Source organism: Coralliovum pocilloporae (assembly GCF_030845175.1).
In the GTDB taxonomy this organism is placed as follows: domain Bacteria; phylum Pseudomonadota; class Alphaproteobacteria; order Rhizobiales; family Cohaesibacteraceae; genus Coralliovum; species Coralliovum pocilloporae.
The window spans coordinates 1,253,095-1,275,184 of record NZ_CP132542.1; the positions used below are offsets into that span (position 1 = coordinate 1,253,095).

Here is a 22,090-nt window from a genome sequence, read left to right on the forward strand (position 1 = left end):
AAAATTTCGGGAGCGCCTCACATTCAAGCGTCTCTGCAACCTCAGCCTTCTGTTGGCTCAAAAACCACCAGCAGATCCTTGGCATCAATCTGATCACCGGCCTTCACCAGCACCTCAGCGATCACACCGCCACGTTCAGCGTGAATAGCGGTTTCCATCTTCATCGCCTCAATCGAGACAAGCACGTCACCTGCAGCGATCTCCTGCCCGGACTTAACAGCCAGCGTGGAGATGACACCAGGCATCGGTGCCGCCACATGGTCTCCATTTCCGTCCTCAGCCTTGCGCCGAACAAGGGCATCGCTTGCACCATGAGCCCGATCCGGCACCTTGATGATACGCGGCTGGCCATTCAGCTCGAAGAAGACCTTGACCTGCCCCTCATGATCCGGTTCACCGCGCCCAAGGCATCGGATTACCAGTGTCTTGCCTTTCTCCAGATCCACCAGAATCTCATCACCGGCCTTCAGACCATAGAAATAGACCGGGGTCGGCAGAACGGAGGTCGGGCCATAGGTATTTTCGGTTTTCGCAAACTCGGTGAAGACCTTGGGATACATCAGGTAGGACGCGAGCTGACGGTCATCAACATCACGGCCAATGGCATTTCTGGCCACATCCCGCTCTGCTTCCAGATCGGCTTCATCCAGCAGAGAGCCAGGCCGCACCGTATGTGCTTCAGCGCCCTTCAGGATCTTGGCCTGAAGTTTTTTCGGCCATCCGGACGGCGGCTGTCCCAGATCACCACGGAACAATGTCACCACGGATTCAGGGAAAGCCACATCCTTGTTCGGGTCTTCCACATCAGCAACCGTCAGATCGGACGACACCATCATCAGGGCCATGTCGCCGACCACTTTTGAGGATGGCGTCACCTTGACGATGTCTCCGAACATCTGGTTCACATCAGCATAGGTCTGGGCCACCTCGTGCCAACGGCTTTCCAGCCCGAGAGACCGGGCCTGCTCTTTCAGATTGGTGAACTGACCGCCCGGCATTTCATGCAGATAGACTTCTGATGCGCCAGCACGGAGATCGCTTTCAAAGGCCCGATACTGATTACGCACCGCTTCCCAGTAGAACGAGATCTGGCGAATGGTGCCGGAATCAAGCCCCGTATCATGAGACCCGCCGCGAAGAGCCTCCGCGATAGAACCAAGACAAGGCTGAGAGGTAAGACCGGAGAAGGAATCCATCGCCGTGTCCACAGCATCTGCACCTGCATCAATCGCAGCAAGAACCGTCGCAGCCGAAATGCCGGATGTGTCATGGGTATGGAAGTGGATCGGCTTGTCCGTTGCTTCTCTCAGAGCCTTCATCAGAACACGGGCAGCACCCGGTTTCATCAGACCGGCCATATCCTTGACGCCGATAATATGCGCTCCGGCCCGGTCCAGTTCCTGAGCCAGGTCAACATAATATTTCAGATCATATTTTGACCGGTTCGGATCAAGCAGATCGCCGGTATAACAGATCGCCCCTTCACAGAGCTTGTTCTCTTCACAGATCGCATCAATGGAGATGCGCATGTTTTCCACCCAGTTCAGGCAGTCAAACACGCGGAACAGATCCATACCGTTACGCGCAGCCTGCCGGACAAAATACTTCACCACATTGTCCGGATAGTTGATGTAGCCAACGCCATTGGAACCACGCAACAGCATCTGCAGCAGGATGTTCGGAACGCGCTCACGCACTTCCGCCAGCCGCTCCCAGGGGTCTTCCGTCAGGAAACGCATAGCCACGTCGAAAGTCGCACCGCCCCAGCATTCCAGTGAGAACAGATCCGGCAACCCGCGAGCATAGGCATCAGCGATAGTGATGATGTCATGACTGCGCATGCGCGTCGCCAGCAGGGACTGGTGCGCATCCCGCATGGTCGTATCGGTGATCAGAGCCCGCTTTTCCTTGCGCATCCACTGCGCAACTGCATCCGGCCCATCGCCATCGAGAAGTTGCTTGGTCCCCGCTCTCGGTTCTCCGTCAAAAACCGGCACAACAGGCAGGGCAGCCTGCGGGTCCGGCTTCGGACGGCTTTTCGTCTCCGGATGTCCGTTGACGGAAACATCCGCAATATAGGTCAGCAGCTTGGTCGCACGATCCTGACGCTTGACGGATTCAAACAACTCCGGCGTGGTATCGATAAACCGCGTTGTATAGCTGCAGTCCCGGAACTTCGGGTGATCAATAATGTTCTCGAGAAACGTCAGGTTGGTCGCAACGCCGCGGATCCGAAACTCGCGCAAGGCACGGTCCATCCGGTGGGCTGCTTCTTCTGCTGTCGGTGCCCAGGCTGTCACCTTTTCCAGCAGCGGATCATAGAAGCGGGTGATGACCGCTCCAGAATAGGCCGTTCCTCCATCCAGGCGGATACCGAAACCGGTGGCGCCGCGATAGGCCGTGATGCGGCCATAGTCGGGAATAAAGTTCTGCTGCGGATCTTCTGTTGTGATCCGGCACTGCAAAGCATGCCCATTGAGGCGGATGTCATCCTGTGCGGGAACACCTGATTCCGCAGTCCCGATTGCAGCGCCATCCAGAATGTGGATCTGGGCCTTGACGATATCAATCCCGGTCACCTGTTCGGTGACCGTATGCTCCACCTGGATACGCGGGTTCACCTCAATGAAGTAGAATTTGCCGGTATCCGCGTCCATCAGGAACTCGACGGTACCAGCTCCCACATAGTCAACGGCTTCTGCAATCTTCTTGGCATAATCACAAAGCTCGGACCGCTGGGCACCATCCAGATATGGCGCAGGTGCACGTTCCACCACTTTCTGGTTTCGGCGCTGAATGGAACAATCACGCTCGAACAGGTGGACGATATTGCCGTGAGTATCACCAAGAATCTGCGCTTCAACATGGCGGGCTCGTTCCACCAGTTTTTCCAGATAAACCTCATCCTTGCCAAAGGCAGCCTTGGCTTCACGCTTGGCCTCGGTGACTTCCCGCAAAAGGGTTTCTTCATCATGGATGGCCCGCATTCCGCGACCGCCGCCACCCCATGAGGCTTTCAGCATAACCGGATAGCCAATATCCGCCGCGAGGGTCTTGACCGCATCTATATCATCCGGCAGCGGATCGGTCGCCGGCATCACAGGCACACCAACGGAGATAGCAAGATTGCGGGCTGAAACCTTGTTCCCCAGCGCCCGCATGGTATCGCCTGACGGACCAATGAAGACCAGACCGGCTTCAGCACAGGCATCAACAAATTCCGGGCTTTCAGACAGAAGACCATATCCTGGATGGATAGCATCCGCACCTGACTCCCGGGCAACCCGAATAATTTCAGGAATAGAAAGATAAGCCTCGATCGGCCCCATTCCCCTGCCAATCTGATAGGCCTCATCGGCTTTGAACCGGTGCAGCGCCAGCTTGTCCTCCTCGGCAAACACGGCGACAGTTGCAATATCCAGCTCATTGGCTGCTCTGAAAACGCGAATAGCGATTTCGGAGCGGTTGGCGACAAGGATCTTTCTGATAGGCAAGGCGACCTCCCGATAAGATGCGGCAAGGCCGCAGGTAACGTGACTGACTTATACAAAAGGCGCAGTATCAAGAGAAGCAGTTTATGCGGCGCATAATGGCATGTCACCGACATGATTTTACTTGCTTATCAGGCCAAAGCAGGTAATGCGGAATTGTTGGAGGGGCCAGCTTTGCCCAAGACCTGCCGCATGGGAATTGAAGCGGTGAAGGAGGAAAAATGCCAGGACACGTCATCCTCGTCATCATGGACGGGATCGGATACGAAACCGCCATTCGTGAATGTGGCTTTCTTGAAGGCGCGGTAGAACTGGGCTGGGCCAAACGCTGGAAGATGCGGGCAGCGCTCCCGACAATTTCAGCGCCCCTTTATGAGACATTGCACACCGGGCTATCCCCGCTTGAACATGGTGTTGTTGGCAACGAAGCCCTGAGACCCAGCATCAAGCCAAATGTGTTCCACAGCCTGCATGATCAGGGTTTCAGAACGGCAGCTGTGGCGCATTCCTATTTCTTTACGCTCTACAACAGGCGCTTCTACGACCCGATTTCAGATATCGAGGTGGAAGACGAGAGCCTGCCTATCCAGTATGCCCGCTTCTATTCCATGGAAGGGTACGGCAAAACCAACCCGTGCTCTCCGGCCGAAATCGACATGTGCGCTCAGGTGACCATGCTGGTCAAAAAGCACCAGCCCAACTATCTGCTCTATCACACATGTGCAGGCGATACGCTCGGACATATCTACACATCCGATTCAGCCGAGTACCGGAAACAGGCCTGGCATATCGACAATGCCCTGTCCCGCACCCTGCCACTCTGGCTGGAAGCAGGATACGAGGTCCTTGTTACAGCCGACCATGGCATGAACACAGATGGCCATCACGGCGGCACCGGTTCGCTTGAGCGTGACGTGCCCTTCTACTATTTCGGCCAGGGTAATACTCAGCCAGAGGGCGACGTGCTCGATCAGCTCGGCGTCGCACCAACGATCCTTTCGCGGGTTGGCGCAGAAATTCCTGAGACTATGAAAGCAGACCTGCTCATAAACTAGACAGCAAAAGGCCGCCCTTACGTCTCAGGGCGGCCTTCAAGTCGTGGACATTTTCGGGATAAGTGTCAGTTTCTCAGCAGACCACCATACACATCGGCATCATCCACCTTGCCGGTTATCACATCACCATCCCGGATCAGGACCGGCAAACCGGTTGCCAGTCGTGCCTTCATCAGATCAGTGACAGGCGTTTGCGCAGTCCCGCAGGCAACACGACCCTGGCCGTCAACATCATCACCAATTCCATCGTTCAGGTTCCACAGAGAGGCATCCGCTCCATCCAGCAGGATCCGATTGTCTGCGGCCACGACAAGACGACCGGCTGCATCAATTCTGATGCCGTCCACACCAGCTGAGGCAGGAGAAATCGGGGACGTCAGCTCACTGGCCCTCAGCACGTTGAGCGGATTCATATGAGCGACGAAATCCGACACATATTCATTGACCGGATTGAGAACGATATCCTGCGGAGTGCCGAACTGGACGATCCGCCCTCCTTCCATGATCGCAATCTTCGAGCCGATTTTCAGAGCTTCATCCAGATCATGGCTGACAAAGACAATCGTCCGTTTCAGTTTCTGCTGGAATTCAAGCAGCTCATCCTGCAGGCGATTGCGAATAAGCGGATCAAGGGCCGAAAACGGCTCATCCATCAGCAGGATCGGCGCATTGGTGGCAAACGCCCGTGCAAGACCCACCCTCTGCTGCATACCGCCAGACAACTCATGAACATATTTGTTTGCCCATTGGTCCAGATGCACCAGCTTGAGCTGTTCCATGACCTGGTCACGACGCTTGGCCGCAGACAGCCCGGCAAGCTCCAGACCGAGACCCACATTCTGCTCAACAGTCCGCCAGGGCAGTAGCCCGAACTGCTGAAACACCATGCCGATGCGGGACAGACGCAACTGACGCAACTGGTCTGATGTGCAGGCGGACGGGTTGATCATGCCATTGCCGCTGTCAACCAGAACCTCACCACGGACAATTCTGTTGAGGCCGTTGACGGCCCGCAGGAGCGTCGACTTGCCGGACCCCGACAGCCCCATCAGAACAACAATCTCACCTTCATGCACATCAAGCGAACAGCGATGCACACCGAGGATCTGGCCCGTTTGTTCCTGGATTTCCTCCCGCGAGAGGCCCTGATCCATCAAAGGCAGAGCATCTTTGGGATGGTCGCCAAAAACAATATCCACATCCTTGAACTGAACGACAGGTTTAGCCATCTCAGCGTCCTCCCGTCTTGTCATTGCTGTTAAAGAACCGGTCCAGCATGATCGCGATCAGAACAATCGCAAAGCCGACCTCAAAGCCCTTGGCGATATTCACCTGATTGAGCGCCCGCAAGGTGGGCACACCAAGCCCGGGAGCACCGACAAGTGCAGCGATCACGACCATGGACAGGGACAGCATGATGGTCTGGGTCAGGCCTGCCATGATCTGTGGCAGTGCATATGGCAGCTCGACCTTCCAGAGCAACTGACTTTTGGTGGCCCCAAAAGCTTCACCCGCTTCAATCAACTGCGTCGGCGTCGAGCTGACACCGAGATAGGTCAGGCGAATGGGCGCGGGAACCGCAAAGATGACAGTCGCAATCAGACCCGGAACCATACCGAGGCCGAACAGAATCAGCGCCGGGATCAGGTAAACAAAGGTCGGCACTGTCTGCATCAGATCAAGAACCGGCCGCAAGGCGTTGTAGAGCCAGGGCCGATGGGCAGACATGACCCCGAGCGGCACACCGATCAGCATACAGACAAACGTGGCCGACAGGACCAGAGACAGGGTCTCAGTTGTCTCTTTCCAGTATCCCTGATTGATAATCAGCAACAGACCCGCACCAACAAAGACGGGAAACCACAAGGTCCGCTTCACGTAATAGGCAAGACCGGCAGCCACTGCGACAACCGCCAGAGGATGCGGGGCCTGAAGAATGTACAGAACCGCATCAATCATTTGTTCCAGAATGAGCGCAATTGCATCAAACAGCCAGGCTGCGTTCTCCGTCAGCCAGTCAACGCCCCATTTCGCCCATTTCCCAATCGGGATCTTGGTCTCAGTCAGCCATTCCATTGCTCACCCCTGACAAGCTTACCAGCATGCGCCCCACCCTCGGACAGCACATGGTCATACGATTCTGATTGTTCCTGAAGAAAAGGCCGGATGATTGTCATCCGGCCTCAATTCAACACCGTCTGCATCCGGATCAGCATCCGGGCATCGGGCTGGAGGCTTCAAAGCCCCTTAAAGACCCAGGGAGCCCTTGACAGCAGCAAGACCTTCTTTGCCGTCCTGGGTCTTGACACCAGCCAGCCATGCATCCAGCTCACCCGGATTCTTCTTGATCCAGGCTTTCGCAGCATCGCCTGCGTCTTCACCATCATTCAGGATAGCGCCCATGATCTCGTTTTCGAGCTTGAGGCTGAATTTCAGGTTTTTCAGAAGCTGTCCAACATTCGAACACTCATCCGCATAGCCCTGGCGCACATTGGTGAAGACATTCGCACCACCGAAATTCGGGCCGAAGATGTCATCACCATCGTTCAGGTATTCGAGCTCGAAATTGGCATTCATCGGATGCGGTGCCCAGCCGAGGAAAACCACATGCTCATCACGCTTGGTCGCACGGGCCACCTGCGCCAGCATGCCCTGCTCGGATGATTCAACCACATCAAAACCCTTCAGGCCGAACGTATCAGCGGCGATCATGTCGAGGATCAGGCGGTTGCCGTCATTGCCCGGCTCGATACCATAGATCTTGCCGTCGAGCTTATCCTTGAACTTGGCAATATCCTTGAAGCTCTTGAGACCGGCATCATAGGTGTATTTCGGCACAGCCAGAGTATATTTCGCGCCTTCAAGATTAAGCGTCAGGGTCTCAACGGAACCGTCTTCACGATAAGGTTTGATATCCGCTTCCATGGTCGGCATCCAGTTGCCGAGGAAAACGTCAATATCCTTGTTCTTAAGAGACGTGTAGGTCACCGGTACGGACAGGACTTTCACATCAGCAGTATAGCCAAGGCCTTCAAGCAGCGTCGAGGCAACAGCCGTTGTCGCTGTGATATCCGTCCAGCCTACATCAGAGAACCGAACTGTCTTGCAGGACTCAGGCTCTGCAGCGGCAGCGCCTGTTGCAGTCATCGCAACAAGGGCAACACCGGCGAGAAGAGATTTGAATGTCATGGAATGTCCTCCCAGAAAAGTTTGATTGTTGACCATCAGATATTCCGCGATCCATGTCCACCCGCATCTCCCGAACAATCGCTGATCTGAATTAATTCAATCGGACCATGTCTTGAACGAGAGGTCAAGTTTTTATTGATTGACTAGTCAATTAAAAATAAGATGCAAGGAAGGGAGGGCAATCATGCCAAAGGTCGGAATGGAAGAAATGCGCAGAAAAGCGCTGATTGGCGCAGCTGTAGACGCTATTCATGTGCATGGATTCTGCGATGTAACCGTCAGCAAGATTGCCAAGCGCGCAGGGGTATCGTCCGGACTTGCCCACCATTATTTTGGCTCCAAAGCCGACTTGCTGGCAGCGACAATGCGCAGCCTGCTGACTGATCTCGGAGAGGGCATTCGCCAGCGGGTCCGCCTTGCGGGTTCCCCGCGCGCCCGCGTATCTGCCATTGTCGACGGCAACTTTGCACCAGACCAGTTTCAGCCCGCCGTTATCGCAGCCTGGCTTGCCTTTTATGTTCAGGCTCAGACAAGCGAAAACAGCAGACGCCTGCTGAAAATCTATTCCAAACGCCTGATCAGCAATCTGACCTTTCACCTGAAAGAACTGACAGATCACGATCACGCCTTTCGCATCGCCGAAGGCATTGCCGCCCTGATTGACGGCTTCTACATCCGGCGCGGCCTGAAAGACGGCCCGCCTGATCCGCATTCAGCCATTCGCATCATTGAAGATTACATCGAGATACAGTTGAGAGCCCGCCCATGACAGAGGTGATGAAGAATGCCGACTATATCATTGTCGGCGCCGGTTCCGCAGGCTGCGCCCTTGCCTATCGCCTGAGCGAAAATCCGTCCAACCGCGTTCTTGTGGTGGAATTTGGCGGCACTGATGCCGGTCCGTTCATCCAGATGCCTGCCGCGCTGTCCTACCCCATGAACATGTCCGTCTATGACTGGGGATATGAAAGCGAACCGGAACCGCATCTTGGCGGCCGACGCCTTGCCACACCGCGCGGCAAGGTCATCGGTGGCTCCTCATCCATCAACGGCATGGTTTATGTCCGCGGCCATGCCTGCGATTATGAAACCTGGAGCGAGATGGGCGCTCATGGCTGGTCCTACGCGGATGTGCTGCCCTATTTCAAACGGATGGAAACCAGCCATGGCGGGCAGGCCGACTGGCGCGGCACATCCGGGCCTCTTCATATCACCCGGGGCAAGCGGACAAACCCACTCTACAAGGCCTTCGTGGAAGCCGGACAGCAGGCTGGATATGAGGCCACAAACGACTATAACGGCGAAAAGCAGGAAGGCTTCGGCGCCATGGAAATGACCGTCTGGCAGGGTCGCCGATGGTCAGCAGCCAATGCCTATCTGAAAGATGCCCTCAAGCGCCCCAATGTGCAGCTTCTGTCCCGCGCCCTGGTGCATCGCATGGTGATGGAAGGCCGGAAAGCCACCGGCATTGAAGTCGAGACCAAAGGCACCGTTCAGACAATCAAGGCAAGCCGTGCGGTCATTCTGGCGGCATCCTCCATCAACTCCCCCAAAATCCTGCAACTGTCCGGTATCGGAAATGGCGAACATCTGAATGCGGTTGGCATTGACACGGTCCACCACCTGCCGGGTGTCGGTGAGAATCTTCAGGACCACCTTGAGCTCTATATCCAGCAGGCCTGCAGCCAGCCAATCACGCTGTTCAAGCACTGGAATCTGATCAGCAAGGGGCTTATTGGAGCTCAATGGCTGTTCACCAAGACCGGTCTCGGGTCATCCAACCATTTCGAGAGCTGCGCCTTCATCCGCTCAAAGGCTGGCATTCGCTACCCTGACATCCAGTATCACTTCCTGCCCATGGCCGTGCGCTACGATGGTCAGGCTGCAGCAGAGGGACATGGCTTCCAGGCCCATGTGGGCCCGATGCGGTCCAAGTCCCGCGGGCACGTGAAGGTTAAATCGGCGAACGCAAAAGAAAAGCCGTCCATTCTCTTTAACTACATGTCCGAGCCGGAAGACTGGGAGGATTTCCGCACCTGCATCCGCCTTACCCGGGAAATCTTCAGCCAGGATGCATTCGCGCCATTCCGTGGCAAGGAGATCCAGCCGGGATCAGATGTACAGAGTGATGATGAGCTCGATGCCTTTATCATGGAACACGTGGAAAGTGCCTACCACCCGTCCGGCACCTGCAGGATGGGCGATGCAAATGATCCAATGGCTGTGGTCGACCCGGAAACAAAGGTTATTGGCATCGAGAATCTGCATGTGGCCGATTCCTCCATCTTCCCGCAAATCACCAATGGAAATCTCAACGGGCCATCCATTATGGTAGGGGAAAAGGCAGCGGATCACATTCTGGGCCAACAGCCGATTGCGCCATCCAATCAGCAGGCATGGATCCATCCGCAGTGGGAAGAACTGCAACGATAAACCAGCAGGTGCGGGCTCTCCTGTCTGGAACGGGAGGGCCCGCATGGCCAGGAAACTTGATATCAAATCTGCAGGACCGCAGACCCTTGCCGTCCATGGGGGAGAAAAGCCCGACACGACGACGGGTGCATCAAGTCCGTCCATTGTCATGTCCTCAACCTTTCTGACAGACGGGCCGGAAGAATTCTCAGCCTACGGCATGACCGAGGACACACCCTATCTCTACACCCGCTGGGCCAACCCGACCGTCAATGCACTGGAAGCCAAGATAGCGGCCTTCGAAGGCGCCGAAGCCTGTCAGTGTTTCGCATCCGGCATGGCTGCAGCAAGCGCCATCTTCCTGTCCCTGCTCAAGGCCGGAGACCACGTGATTGTTGCCGATGTCTGTTATGCAGCCATTGCGGAATTGTCCCGGGATATTCTTCCGCGCTTCGGCATTGAAGTCAGCTATGTGAACCTGTCAGATGAAGACGCCTTCCGCTCGGCCCTGCGCGACACCACGCGCCTGGTCTTCATTGACACGCCTTCCAACCCGATTATCCGCCTGACTGATATTCGGGCAATCTCGCGGCTGGCCCATGAAGCCGGTGCACTGGTCGCTGTCGACAACACCTTCGCAACACCGGTCGGCACAAGACCGCTGGAGCTTGGTGCTGATCTGGTCATGCATTCGGCAACCAAATATCTCTGTGGTCATGGTGACGCCATGGGAGGTGCGGTAGCCGGGTCAAAAAAACTCATCCAGATTCTGCAGGGAGACGCTGCAATTCATTATGGCGGCGTTATGAGCCCGTTCAATGCCTGGCTGATTGCCCGTGGCGCAGCAACACTGCCTATCCGCATGCGCGCTCATCAGGAAACAGCGCTTGCTGTGGCAAAGTTCCTCGAAAACCATCCAAAGATCGAACGCGTCTTCTATCCAGGCCTGCCGTCCCATCCGCAATACGAACTGGCCAGACAGCAGATGGCAAACTTCTCGGCCATGATGAGTTTCCGTATCCGGGGAAACGCGAAAGACGGGCGCGCGCTCGCCCATCGTCTGGCCGAAAAGCTCGACATCATTCATTATGCGGTTTCCCTCGGCCATCACCGCTCCCTGCTCTGCTGGATGCAAACCGACGAACTGCTGGCATCCTCGTTCAGGGTGGACGGCAAGGCTGAGGATTCTTATCGCCACTTTGCCGGAGATGGCATCTTTCGCTTCTCTGTTGGCCTCGAAGATGCCGATGATCTCTGCAAAGACCTCGATCGGGCACTTTAATTCACGATAAGAAACAAAGCCTTTTCAAGGATACACCGCTAATTTCCCGTTTTTTCTAATTCCGACACATAAAGACAACAAGCGTTCGCCTTTCGAATGGTCAAGCTGGATGGCAGCGACTAAAACCAACCGGCATTCAGCGAAGGTCCATCGTTTGCGACATGACGTCGCAACGACAGGCTCTGGATCTGAACCAGTCATTGAACAACTGCGCGAAGCCCGCGCCGGGAGAATTAGGCCATGGCCTCTGATATCGAAATCGCACGCAAAGCGAATAAAAAGCCGATCCAGGAAATCGGCGCAAAGATCGGCATCTCCAGTGACGATCTTCTGCCTTACGGTCATGACAAAGCAAAAGTCAGCCAGGACTTCATCAACTCCGTTCAGGACCGCCAGGACGGCAAGCTGATTCTCGTTACCGCCATCAACCCGACCCCGGCAGGCGAAGGCAAAACCACCACGACCGTTGGTCTCGGTGACGGCCTGAACCGCATTGGCAAAAACGCGATGATCTGTATCCGTGAAGCGTCTCTTGGTCCGAACTTCGGCATGAAGGGCGGTGCTGCAGGTGGCGGTTACGCACAGATCGTACCGATGGAAGAAATGAACCTGCACTTCACAGGCGACTTCCACGCAATCACCTCCGCTCACTCCCTGCTGTCGGCCATGATCGACAACCACATCTACTGGGGCAATGAGCAGGACATCGACACCCGCCGTGTTGCATGGCGTCGCGTTGTCGACATGAACGATCGCGCCCTGCGTCAGATCACAGCATCTCTCGGCGGTGTATCCAACGGCTTCCCGCGTGAGGCTGGCTTCGACATCACCGTTGCTTCCGAAGTTATGGCTATCCTCTGCCTGGCAACGGACCTGAAGGATCTGGAAAAGCGCCTCGGCGACATCATCGTTGCCTACCGTCGTGACAAGAGCCCTGTTTACTGCCGTGACATCAAGGCAGAAGGCGCAATGACCGTTCTTCTGAAAGACGCGATGCAGCCGAACCTGGTTCAGACACTGGAAAACAACCCGGCCTTTGTCCATGGCGGCCCGTTCGCCAACATCGCGCACGGCTGTAACTCCGTTATCGCAACCAAAACCGCTCTGAAAGTTTCTGACTATGTCGTAACAGAAGCTGGTTTCGGTGCTGATCTCGGCGCTGAGAAATTCATGAACATCAAGTGCCGCAAGGCCGGTATCGCACCGTCAGCTGTTGTTCTGGTTGCCACCGTCCGCGCCATGAAAATGAACGGCGGCGTTGCAAAAGCCGATCTCGGTGCTGAGAATGTTGATGCCGTCAAGAACGGTTGCGCCAACCTCGGCCGTCACATCGAGAACGTCAAATCCTTCGGTGTTCCTGTTGTTGTTGCCATCAACCACTTCATCACCGACACCGATGCAGAAGTACAGGCTGTCAAGGACTACTGCTCAGAGCATGGTGTGGAAGCTGTTCTGTCCCGCCACTGGGAACTCGGTTCTGAAGGCTCTGAGCCTCTGGCCAGGAAAGTGGTTGAGATCGTTGATTCCAACGTAGCCAACTTCGCTCCGATCTACCCGGACGAAATGGGTCTCTTCGAGAAAATCGAAACCATTGCAAAACGCATCTACCGCGCTGACGAAGTTCTGGCTGACGCCAAGATCCGCAACCAGCTTAAAGAGTGGGAAGATGCTGGTTACGGCAACCTGCCGGTCTGCATGGCGAAGACTCAGTACAGCTTCTCAACAGACCCGTCCCTCCGTGGCGCCCCAACAGGCCACTCCGTTCCGGTCCGTGAAGTTCGCCTCTCCGCAGGTGCTGGCTTCATCGTCGTTGTCTGCGGTGAGATCATGACAATGCCTGGCCTGCCGCGCACACCGGCTGCGGAAACCATCCGCCTCAACGAAGACGGCCAGATCGAAGGTCTGTTCTAAGCAATTCAGAACACTTTCGTCAGAAAATTCGAACGGCGGCTGCAAAGCCGCCGTTTTCTATTCAAATGGGCTGTTGATACGTAAAAATTCTTAGTTGCAGTGAGGTATATTTACGCTTCAGAAACAAAAGGCGATGCAATGTGGTACCGCTCACAGAAGGTGACGGCGCAACATGTCAGAAACGACAGAACTGATAGCAGACCAATTGTCCTTGGGGAATTCCGGTTACTGGGTCGGATGTTTCAAGGACTATAAACTGGAAAGTCATTTCCAGCCTATCGCGCGCTTTGACAACGGCAAAGCGGCCGTTGAGGGCTACGAAGCCCTTATTCGCCCCTTCAAAAACAACACGCCGGTCTCGCCTTTTGCTTTCTTTAATGATGTGACAGACGGTGATCGTTTCTTTGTAGACTGGCTTTGTCGGGCTCTCCACCTGCGCAATTTCGCAAAGCTCAATCGTCTGGACAAAAAGCTGTATCTCAATCTGGATCCGGCAGCATATGCCAATCCGGAACAGTCCCGCAGCCAGATCTCTATCATGAAGGAACGGGCTGAAAAGATAGGGCTTAACCCGGAAATGCTGGTCTGCGAGATTGTTGAGAGCACCAGTCTGAAGGATCAGACGCTCTATACGGTGATTGACGAGTTCCGGGCTATAGGCAGCCGCATTGCCATTGATGACTTTGGCGCTGAAAGCTCAAATTTTGACCGCCTTCTGCGCATGCAGCCTCATATCGTCAAGATTGACCGCTCCCTTCTGGCACGCAGCAGGCACGCTCCACAATTGCGGAGTCTTTACGCCAATATCGCTGCATTACTGCATGACCTCGGCATCCCGTTTGCCTCTGAAGGCATTGAAGATGCGGATGACCTGCGGTTTATCCATGATCTCGGAGCAACGTATGGGCAGGGTTTCTTCCTTGCCAGACCAACAACGACGCCAGCCGATGACCCGACCTATCTGAATGTCTGGCAGGAAGCTCTCATCTCCCGACCAGAAGAAACAGCCATAAGCGCGTAGAGCACAAGGGTCTTGTATCTGAGGTAAACTATGCTCTTAACTGACGCTCCAGTCGGATTGGTTCGGGAGCATGTCAAATGGCAGATAAAGACAAATCGCGTTCTCATCTGGAAAGAGCCTACACCCTGTCTTCAACAGAGGAAGCCCGGGCGCTCTATCAGGACTGGGCCCTGACCTATGATGAGGATCTTGTCGCACCTCTTGGATATGTGGGACCAGTTGCCCTTGCAGACCTGGTTGGGCGTTTGGCCACAACGAGAACAAGACCTGTTCTGGATGCGGGTTGCGGCACGGGGCTGGTTGGCAGGCGGCTGAAAGAGCTCGGTTTTACCAGTGTGGACGGGCTTGACTATTCATCTGCAATGCTTGCCGTTGCCCGAGGCCATGGATTGTATCGGACACTCATCGAAGCCGATCTCAACACAACGCTCGCGCTGGAAGACGGGCTCTATGATATGGTCGTTTCATGCGGCACCTTCACACATGGTCATGTGGGCGCCGGTGCACTGAACGAACTTATCCGGATAACTGCCCCGGACGGCCATATCTATCTCTCAATCAATGAAGCCATCTATGAATCCGACGGCTTTGCGGACACACTTTCAGGTCTGCAGGACAGGGGATTGATCACGGTCAATGGCAGGGAGCGTATTCCGCTTCTTACTGAGGAAGGCATTTACGGTACTGTTCCAGTGATCTGCCGCACCGCCAAAGGCTTTGACAGTCTCTGAAATCAACCGCATAAGCCTCTTCAATCAGGACCCTGTCAAGCACACCTCTATGAGAGACTGACCCGGATGCATGATCCAGCATATCAGACCGACATTGGCATTGTCGGCGGTGGGCCTGCCGGTTTGATGGCTGCAGAGCATGTGCTCGCCAGCGGGCTGAGCGCTACGCTGTATGATTCCATGCCAAGTCTGGCCCGAAAACTGCTGATGGCAGGAAAAAGCGGCCTGAACATCACCCATTCCGAGCCGCTCGATCTGTTTCTGACGCGTTACAGGGACAATAACGACGTCCTGAAACCGCACATCAGGGCCTTTCCTCCGTCAGAACTGTTGAGCTGGCTGGAAACACTTGGCATTGAGACCTTTACCGGCAGCTCCGGCCGGATATTTCCGGACAGCATGAAAGCGTCACCATTCCTGCGCGCATGGCTGCAGCGCCTGATGAGGCAAGGCCTGACCTATCACACCCGGCATCGTTTCTCAGGCTGGTCTGCAACAGAGCCGGGACGTATCCTCATCAAGACACAGGATGCCTCCGTTGAAACCCGACACAAGGCACTGGTTCTCGCACTTGGAGGAACAAGCTGGCCGCGCCTCGGTTCAACAGGCCAGTGGCAGGCTTTTCTCGAAGAGAAATCCATCCGTGTCACACCTTTTCGGGCATCCAATTGTGGCCTGAACTGTCAATGGAACACTCATCTTCAGGATAAGTTTGCCGGCACACCCGTCAAATCAGTCAGGCTCTCTTTTGGAAACCAGAGTATCAAGGGTGACTGTATTCTCAGCACCTACGGGCTTGAGGGCAGTGCAGTCTATCCCCTGTCAAACCGCATTGTCCGGCAGATAGAGAAGACCGGAAGCCCAGCAATTCTGGAGATTGACCTCCTGCCTGATCTGGATGAGCAGATGCTCATCAAGCGCCTGTCAAAACCGCGCGGCAAACAGTCTATGGCGAATTTTCTTCGCAAGGCGGTCAAACTGACCAGTGTCAAAACCGCCCTGCTGCATGAACTGGGTGACCGCTCACGCCTTGCCAAACCTGAAGAACTGGCAAGACAGATCAAGGCTCTGCCTGTTCACATCCAGTCACCCCGCGTGATTGAAGAAGCCATATCCGTTTCCGGAGGGATATCCTTTGACGAGTTGACGCCAGACCTGATGCTGAAGAAGCTGCCCGGCGTTTTCTGCGCCGGGGAAATGCTCGACTGGGACGCACCGACCGGCGGCTATCTTCTCACGGCCTGTTTTGCCACCGGACGATCAGCCGGGCGCGGAGCCGCCGACTGGGTCAGACAGAACCGCTGATCACCACATCAAGACCCGGCAGGCCATCAATTCGGGCCTCCAGGCGGTCTCCCTCCGCCAGGGCTGCAACACCTTCCGGTGTCCCAGTATAGAGGAGATCGCCCGGCTTCAGTGTCAGATAGGTGGAGAGCTCGGCAATCGTCTCGGCCACAGACCAGATCATCATGGCGAGATCCCCCTTTTGCCGGGCCGTTCCGTTCACCAACAGGCTGATTGTGCCGGAGGTCAGCGAGACGCCATCCGAAACCCGCTGGATAGGACCTGAGAGCGCCGAACCGTCAAAGCCTTTGCCGAGGTCCCATGGGCGTCCGGCTTTTTTAGCAATGCCCTGCAGGTCGCGACGGGTCAGATCCAGCCCGACCGCAGCCCCAAAAACATGGGACAACGCATCAACAACCGGAATATCGCGGCCGCCCGATTGCAGTGCCACCACAAGCTCCACCTCGTGATGAAGGTCTGCTGTCCGTGGCGGATAAGCCATCATACAGGATGAGCCGGACAGAAGAGTATCAGCCGGTTTCAGGAAGAAAAACGGTGGCTCACGATCCGGATCATGCCCCATTTCACGTGCATGGGCCGCGTAGTTGCGACCCACACAGAAGATACGATTCACCGGGAACAGATCATCCGATCCGGCAATTGGAATAGTTGGCCTATCGGGGCATTCAAGTGCAAATGTCAAAGCATTCCCTGCTCTTCCAGAACCTTGCGGGCGACGCGGAAGCATTCCAGAGATTGCGGCACTCCGCAATAGATTCCAATCACATGAATGATGGCCCGGATTTCCTCCTTGGTTACGCCATTGTTCAGCGCCCCTCGGCAGTGGATTTCCCATTCGTGCATCTTGCCAAGGGCCCCGATCATGGAGAGGTTCATCATAGAGCGCGTCTTGGCATCAATTGTATCATCACCCCAGCCAAAGCCCCAGCACCAGGCGGTCATGGCTTCCTGAAACGGACGGGTAAACTCGTCAGCTGCCGCCAGGTTCTTCTCTACATATTCAGCACCAAGTGTACCCTTGCGCTGCTCAAGTCCTTTTTCAAAAAGATCGTTATCCATGATCACCTTCTCTTAATCCAGGATTCAGGCCTGTGCCCCAGGTCAAAACTCATTGCTCAACACCATCACGCATCCAGGATTGAAGCGCGAGGATGGAATGCTCGGAATGCACGCCGCATTTCGGATCAAGAACCAGAGGGCCGGGCACATAGCCTCGGCTCTTCAGGCCCTTTTGCACGGATTCAACAAGATGAATATCCTCTTCCACCGTTGTTGCCCTGTCCTGCAGTGCCAGTTTGCGAATAACCTCGGAATCGACACCGTCAACCGTATACCAGCCGCGCCAGACAACCACATGGTCCGCATCAATTGCACGCCAGTGATAGGTATTCAGCACATTGCCGGGATAGACCTGAAACGAGAACATCGGCCAGAGGAACCAGGAGGAATAATCTCCCGCATGCTCATTGGCGTCGACATCAATCGGATAGGTCATCTGGTCCAGATTGGCACATTCCGTCGTGTGCCTCAGACAATGACCCTGGGGCTGAATATCATAGGTTTCCGGCTTGATAACACCGGTCGCAAAGGTCGGGTGGTTGATTGGGCAATGATAACACTCTGAATAATTCTCAATCGAAACCTTCCAGTTACAATTCTCCGGAATTTCCACCCATTCAACCGGCTTCAACTGGTCAATATGCGGCACGAATGCCTTGAGTTCATCCCGAACGCCTGGGAACCAGACATCCATGGGCGCGGCATCAGGATCAAGATTGACGAAGACAAAACCGTGGAAAATCTCGGTCCGCACACTGGTCAGGCAGATATCCTTTCGGTCAAATCCCGGTACAGAGCGGATATTCGGCCCGCTGCGGAGCTGTCCGGTCAACTCGTATGTCCAGGAATGATACGGGCAGACAATCAGCTTGCAGTTCCCCGTATCTGACAGCAACTGATGTGCCCGATGCTGACAGACATTGTAATATGTCCGCACCTCTCCATCCCTATCCCGGATACAGAACAGGTCTTCCCCGGCGATAGAGAGCGTGAAGTAGTCACCAGGCTTTTCAAGGTTCGACACATGTCCGGCAAACTGCCAGGTGCTCGCCAGTGTTGTCTGCTTTTCGCGCTCAAAGATTGCCGGGTCCGTATAATAACGCGCATCAAGCGACCGGATTGGCTCTCCAACCTCTTCGTGTTTGCTCATTGGCCTGCTCCCGTTCCGAATAGGCGTATTCGGTCAATCATCATTCCAGCAATAAATTCCAAGCTCGTGCCGGCGTTTGTGGAACCGCTCGATATTGGCCACCACATCATCACCTGCTGCGGCGATCACGAAACCCATCAGCGTCTCCAGCATGGCCGTCAGCGCGACCGTTGATGTGAAGAATTGCGGCGAGTCGGTTTCAAGGATGAATTGATGAGCAGCCCCATGCAGAATGGGCGATGCCGGACTGTCGGAAAAACCGATCACAGCAACCCCCTGCTCATGAGCCAGCTTCACCGCCTCAACCACTTCCCAGCGATAGGGCTTGAAAGTCATGGCAAGAAGCACATCCCCCTGCCCTGCCCGTGCCAGATCATCTGTAGGCAACGATCCGGACCTGGGTATGGATTGAACCGTGTCCACCGCCATCGATGCCAGATAGGCAAAATTCTCAGCCGGGGCGTGGGCAACTCCGACACCCAGCACATAGGTTGACCGGGCTTTCAGAACAGCATCGGCAGCAGCCTGGAGGCTTGCCGCATCATTCTGGGTGTAGAGATGCTCGATCCCTGAGATCGCGGCACGGGCTGTTTCCGCATAGAGCCCGGCCATCTTGCCGCCACGCCCTAGGGACTGCAGCCAGCGTGCCCGATCCTGAAAATTCTCCCGACCACCGGAGCGCACATCCTGACGGAATGGCTCCCGAAAGGCCTCATAGGAGTCAAACCCCACGGCACGGGCCATCCGCACCAGAGTATTCGGCTTGACCCCTGCATTCGTTGCCAGCTCACGCATGGATGTAACCCCGATAGTGTTGGGGTTTTCCACCAGATAGGCCGCGGCCTTTTTCAACTCCGGCGTCAGAGCGGGAAGCTCTGCCACAAGACGCTTGAGAACCTCTTCAGAGACCGGTTCAGCAGATGATGGTACAATTGTTTTATTCATAGTTGACTATCGTACATTCATGCGATTACGTTGTCTATGGAAAATGATGCGCCAACCCGGAAAGATTGCCTGCCGGGAAACACAGGATGACGACGATGGTTCCTTCACATGCACGCGTGGTGATTGTCGGCGGTGGGGTCATGGGCTGCGGTCTGGCCTATCATCTGGCCCATGAGGGCTGGACCGATATTGTGCTTCTCGAAAAAGCAGAGCTCACATCGGGTTCGACCTGGCATGCGGCAGGCCAGATCACACATTCCACATCCAGTTTCGGCCTCGGTAAATGTGTTGATTACAATATCGGCCTTTACGCAGGCAAACTGGAAGAGGAAACGGGGCAATCGGTGACCTGGCACGGCTGCGGCTCGTTCCGGCTGGCCTATACGGATGATGAAATGGACTGGCTGCGTCACACGCTCAGTGTTGGCCGGTCTCTGGGATTCAATATCGAGCTGGTCGGACCGGAGCGCATCCGTGAACTACACCCGTTTTATAATCTCGATGGCGTACAGGGCGCACTTCACACACCCGATGACGGCCATGTGGATCCCTCAGGTGTTACCCAGGCCATGGCTATCGGGGCCCGGAAACTGGGCGCCAGGATTATCCGTCGCTGTCGCGCCACTGACATCAAGCAGCTACCGTCTGGTGAGTGGAAAGTCTCCACCGAACAGGGCGACATCATCTGCGAACATGTGGTGAATGCAGGCGGCACCTATGCCCGCCAGATGGGAGAATGGTCCGGCCTTCAACTGCCGATGACCTCCATGACCCACCATTATTTTGTCACCGATACGGTGCCCGAGTTTCAGGATCTGGATTACGAGCTGCCCGTCATCAGGGATGACAAGCTTGTCTCCGGCTATATCCGCATGGAGCAGAAATCCGGTCTTATCGGCATTTACGAGAAAGAAAATCCCAACACGGTCTGGGAAGATCACTGCCCATGGGAAGCGGAAAACGAGCTGTTTGAAGCAGACTATGATCGCATCATGCCATGGCTTGAAAACTCCATGGATCGCATGCCGATCTTCGCCAACCTCGGGATCAAGCGCGAAGTCCACGGCGCGATTTCCCATCCACCCGACGGCAACCCTCTGATTGGTCCTGCTCCTGGTGTCAAAAACTACTGGTGCTGCTGCGGAACACAGATTGGCATCGGCTGGGGGCCAGGTCTCACCCGTGAGCTTGCCCAGTGGATGGTCCACGGCTCAGCCAATATCTCAATGCGTGAATTTGATCCGCGTCGCTTCGGTGATTACGCCACCAAAGACTGGCAGGTCATCAAAGCGAAGGAAGATTATTGTCTCCGCCACGAAATCCCCTTCCCGCATTTCAACCGCCTGGCCGGGCGACCTATCAAACCAAGCCCGCTTTATGAGCGCCTGAAGGACAAGGGTGCCGTTTACGAGGAGGTCTACGGCCACGAACGCCCGCGCTGGTTCGCAAAAGACGGCGTTACACAGGAAGACCACTATTCCTTCCGCCGCAATGTGGTCCACGACATGGTGGCAGCAGAGGTGAAAGCGGTGCGCGAAGCCGTCGGCATCATGGATATCTCCGCCTTCACCAAGGTTGAAGTTACGGGCCCCGATGCAGAGGCGTTTCTGGACCGCCTTGTGGCCAACAAGCTGCCGAAGAAGACCGGCGGCATTGTACTCACCCATCTGCTGAACCGCCGGGGCCGGATCGAAATTGAACTGACCATCGTCAAACTGGGCGATGACCGCTTCTATCTGGTCTGCGCCGCCTTCTTCGAGCAGCGCCTTCTGGATCACCTCACCTTCAACCGCGAGCGTGAGGATATTCAGGTGATCAAGCGCTCCGATGATTGGTCAGCGCTGGCGCTGCAGGGGCCACAATCCCGTGCTGTTCTCGCCGCCAATACGGATGCCAGTCTGGACAATGCAAGCTTCCGCTGGCTGACGGCACAGGAAATTGCCATTGCCGGGCATAAGGTCTGGGCCTTCCGCATGTCCTATGCCGGGGAACTGGGATGGGAGATCCACGGTCCCCGCGACGTTGTGCTGGACATCTATGATGCCCTTTGGGCTTCTGGAGAAGGCCATGGCATCGCCGATTACGGCTCCTTTGCCATGAACGCTATGCGCATGGAGAAAATGTTCAAAGGCGCGGGCGAGCTGACAAACGAGGTAACCCTGCCGGAAGCCGATGTGATGCGCTTCGTGAAAATGGACAAGGGAGACTTCCTCGGCAAGGCGGAAACGCAGGCCTCGCTGGATGAGGACCTGCCCTGGGTCTGCGCCTATCTCTCAATTGAGGCTGATGGCGAGGAAGACGGTCACGGTGGTGAAGCTGTTCTGAAAGACGGCAAGGTCGTCGGCACAACGGCCTCCGTCGCCTATGGGCATACCGTCGGATCAATCCTCGCTTTCGCCTATATGAAACCAGAAACAGCGACACCGGGCACAGAGCTGGCAGTCGTTATCATGGGTCAGGAGCGCAGAGCTCGTGTTCTAGGAGAACCAGCCTACGATCCGGAAAGCCTGAAACCCAGGGCAGATGGTTGATCGAGGCG

The 22,090-nt window shown here is 55.6% G+C and carries 17 protein-coding genes; 9 read left to right on the forward strand and 8 right to left on the reverse strand.

Annotation, left to right across the window (positions count from 1 at the left end; genetic code table 11):
- Positions 1-41: 41 nt before the first annotated feature.
- Complete coding sequence (gene pyc / locus RA157_RS05830; RefSeq protein ID WP_350335528.1) at positions 42-3,494, reverse strand: pyruvate carboxylase; 3,453 nt, start codon at positions 3,492-3,494, stop codon at positions 42-44.
- A gap of 218 nt (positions 3,495-3,712) precedes the next feature.
- Here pyc and RA157_RS05835 point away from each other — a divergent pair, with 218 nt between their 5' ends.
- A complete protein-coding gene (locus RA157_RS05835; RefSeq protein ID WP_350335529.1) occupies positions 3,713-4,546 on the forward strand; it encodes an alkaline phosphatase family protein in 834 nt (277 codons plus the stop codon).
- 65 nt (positions 4,547-4,611) lie between these two features.
- Here RA157_RS05835 and choV read toward each other — a convergent pair whose 3' ends face one another.
- From choV to RA157_RS05850, 3 genes are all read right to left on the reverse strand, one after another.
- Positions 4,612-5,775, reverse strand: a complete 1,164-nt coding sequence (choV, locus tag RA157_RS05840) for a choline ABC transporter ATP-binding protein (RefSeq protein ID WP_350335530.1) — start codon at positions 5,773-5,775, stop codon at positions 4,612-4,614.
- Between the two features lies 1 nt (position 5,776).
- On the reverse strand, positions 5,777-6,622 hold the full coding sequence (gene choW, locus RA157_RS05845; RefSeq protein ID WP_350335531.1) for a choline ABC transporter permease subunit: 846 nt from the start codon (positions 6,620-6,622) through the stop codon (positions 5,777-5,779).
- A gap of 171 nt (positions 6,623-6,793) precedes the next feature.
- Complete coding sequence (locus tag RA157_RS05850) at positions 6,794-7,735, reverse strand: choline ABC transporter substrate-binding protein (protein ID WP_350335532.1); 942 nt, start codon at positions 7,733-7,735, stop codon at positions 6,794-6,796.
- A gap of 184 nt (positions 7,736-7,919) precedes the next feature.
- On the opposite strand from RA157_RS05850, the gene betI reads away from it, so the two are divergent.
- The 7 genes from betI to RA157_RS05885 all read left to right on the forward strand — a co-directional run bounded on the left by betI (position 7,920) and on the right by RA157_RS05885 (position 16,397).
- On the forward strand, positions 7,920-8,504 hold the full coding sequence (betI, locus tag RA157_RS05855; protein ID WP_350335533.1) for a transcriptional regulator BetI: 585 nt from the start codon (positions 7,920-7,922) through the stop codon (positions 8,502-8,504).
- Positions 8,505-8,512: 8 nt separating this feature from the next.
- Positions 8,513-10,168, forward strand: a complete 1,656-nt coding sequence (gene betA, locus RA157_RS05860) for a choline dehydrogenase (RefSeq protein WP_434058489.1) — start codon at positions 8,513-8,515, stop codon at positions 10,166-10,168.
- 43 nt (positions 10,169-10,211) lie between these two features.
- Positions 10,212-11,429: a trans-sulfuration enzyme family protein gene (locus RA157_RS05865; protein WP_350335535.1), complete on the forward strand. Its 1,218-nt coding sequence runs from the start codon at positions 10,212-10,214 to the stop codon at positions 11,427-11,429.
- A gap of 240 nt (positions 11,430-11,669) precedes the next feature.
- Positions 11,670-13,340 carry a formate--tetrahydrofolate ligase gene (locus tag RA157_RS05870; RefSeq protein ID WP_350335536.1) on the forward strand — a complete coding sequence of 557 codons (1,671 nt, stop codon included), beginning with the start codon at positions 11,670-11,672 and terminating at the stop codon, positions 13,338-13,340.
- 172 nt (positions 13,341-13,512) lie between these two features.
- Positions 13,513-14,361 (forward strand): EAL domain-containing protein, encoded by an 849-nt coding sequence (locus RA157_RS05875; RefSeq protein WP_350335537.1) that lies wholly within the window; start codon positions 13,513-13,515, stop codon positions 14,359-14,361.
- Between the two features lie 77 nt (positions 14,362-14,438).
- Positions 14,439-15,092, forward strand: a complete 654-nt coding sequence (locus RA157_RS05880) for a class I SAM-dependent DNA methyltransferase (RefSeq protein WP_350335538.1) — start codon at positions 14,439-14,441, stop codon at positions 15,090-15,092.
- Positions 15,093-15,158: 66 nt separating this feature from the next.
- Positions 15,159-16,397 (forward strand): TIGR03862 family flavoprotein, encoded by a 1,239-nt coding sequence (locus tag RA157_RS05885; RefSeq protein WP_350335539.1) that lies wholly within the window; start codon positions 15,159-15,161, stop codon positions 16,395-16,397.
- Here RA157_RS05885 and RA157_RS05890 read toward each other — a convergent pair.
- The 4 genes from RA157_RS05890 to RA157_RS05905 are packed head-to-tail and all read right to left on the reverse strand — an operon-like array spanning position 16,381 to position 19,551.
- Positions 16,381-17,079, reverse strand: coding sequence for a fumarylacetoacetate hydrolase family protein (locus RA157_RS05890; protein WP_350335540.1), 699 nt, complete (start codon positions 17,077-17,079; stop codon positions 16,381-16,383). The two genes, RA157_RS05885 and RA157_RS05890, sit on opposite strands and share 17 nt — an antisense overlap.
- Positions 17,076-17,456, reverse strand: a complete 381-nt coding sequence (locus RA157_RS05895; protein WP_350335541.1) for a carboxymuconolactone decarboxylase family protein — start codon at positions 17,454-17,456, stop codon at positions 17,076-17,078. The genes RA157_RS05890 and RA157_RS05895 overlap by 4 nt, the downstream gene beginning before the upstream one ends.
- 49 nt (positions 17,457-17,505) lie before the next feature.
- Positions 17,506-18,606 carry an aromatic ring-hydroxylating oxygenase subunit alpha gene (locus tag RA157_RS05900; protein WP_350335542.1) on the reverse strand — a complete coding sequence of 367 codons (1,101 nt, stop codon included), beginning with the start codon at positions 18,604-18,606 and terminating at the stop codon, positions 17,506-17,508.
- A 33-nt stretch (positions 18,607-18,639) separates the two neighbouring features.
- Positions 18,640-19,551, reverse strand: a complete 912-nt coding sequence (locus RA157_RS05905; RefSeq protein ID WP_350335543.1) for a MurR/RpiR family transcriptional regulator — start codon at positions 19,549-19,551, stop codon at positions 18,640-18,642.
- A 95-nt stretch (positions 19,552-19,646) separates the two neighbouring features.
- On the opposite strand from RA157_RS05905, the gene RA157_RS05910 reads away from it, so the two are divergent.
- The gene (locus RA157_RS05910) at positions 19,647-22,082 is read left to right on the forward strand and encodes an FAD-dependent oxidoreductase (RefSeq protein WP_350335544.1); all 2,436 of its coding nucleotides are present in this window, start codon (positions 19,647-19,649) and stop codon (positions 22,080-22,082) included.
- Positions 22,083-22,090: the final 8 nt, after the last annotated feature.

Excerpts from the sequence above, each read along its gene's own strand:
- RA157_RS05835 (WP_350335529.1), top strand. The coding sequence starts at position 3,713 with ATGCCAGGACACGTCATCCTCGTCATCATGGACGGGATCGGATACGAA.
- choV (WP_350335530.1), bottom strand. The coding sequence starts at position 5,775 with ATGGCTAAACCTGTCGTTCAGTTCAAGGATGTGGATATTGTTTTTGGC.
- choW (WP_350335531.1), bottom strand. The coding sequence starts at position 6,622 with ATGGAATGGCTGACTGAGACCAAGATCCCGATTGGGAAATGGGCGAAA.
- RA157_RS05850 (WP_350335532.1), bottom strand. The coding sequence starts at position 7,735 with ATGACATTCAAATCTCTTCTCGCCGGTGTTGCCCTTGTTGCGATGACT.
- betI (WP_350335533.1), top strand. The coding sequence starts at position 7,920 with ATGCCAAAGGTCGGAATGGAAGAAATGCGCAGAAAAGCGCTGATTGGC.
- betA (WP_434058489.1), top strand. The coding sequence starts at position 8,513 with ATGAAGAATGCCGACTATATCATTGTCGGCGCCGGTTCCGCAGGCTGC.
- RA157_RS05865 (WP_350335535.1), top strand. The coding sequence starts at position 10,212 with ATGGCCAGGAAACTTGATATCAAATCTGCAGGACCGCAGACCCTTGCC.
- RA157_RS05870 (WP_350335536.1), top strand. The coding sequence starts at position 11,670 with ATGGCCTCTGATATCGAAATCGCACGCAAAGCGAATAAAAAGCCGATC.
- RA157_RS05875 (WP_350335537.1), top strand. The coding sequence starts at position 13,513 with ATGTCAGAAACGACAGAACTGATAGCAGACCAATTGTCCTTGGGGAAT.
- RA157_RS05880 (WP_350335538.1), top strand. The coding sequence starts at position 14,439 with ATGGCAGATAAAGACAAATCGCGTTCTCATCTGGAAAGAGCCTACACC.
- RA157_RS05885 (WP_350335539.1), top strand. The coding sequence starts at position 15,159 with ATGCATGATCCAGCATATCAGACCGACATTGGCATTGTCGGCGGTGGG.
- RA157_RS05895 (WP_350335541.1), bottom strand. The coding sequence starts at position 17,456 with ATGGATAACGATCTTTTTGAAAAAGGACTTGAGCAGCGCAAGGGTACA.
- RA157_RS05900 (WP_350335542.1), bottom strand. The coding sequence starts at position 18,606 with ATGAGCAAACACGAAGAGGTTGGAGAGCCAATCCGGTCGCTTGATGCG.
- RA157_RS05905 (WP_350335543.1), bottom strand. The coding sequence starts at position 19,551 with ATGAATAAAACAATTGTACCATCATCTGCTGAACCGGTCTCTGAAGAG.
- RA157_RS05910 (WP_350335544.1), top strand. The coding sequence starts at position 19,647 with ATGGTTCCTTCACATGCACGCGTGGTGATTGTCGGCGGTGGGGTCATG.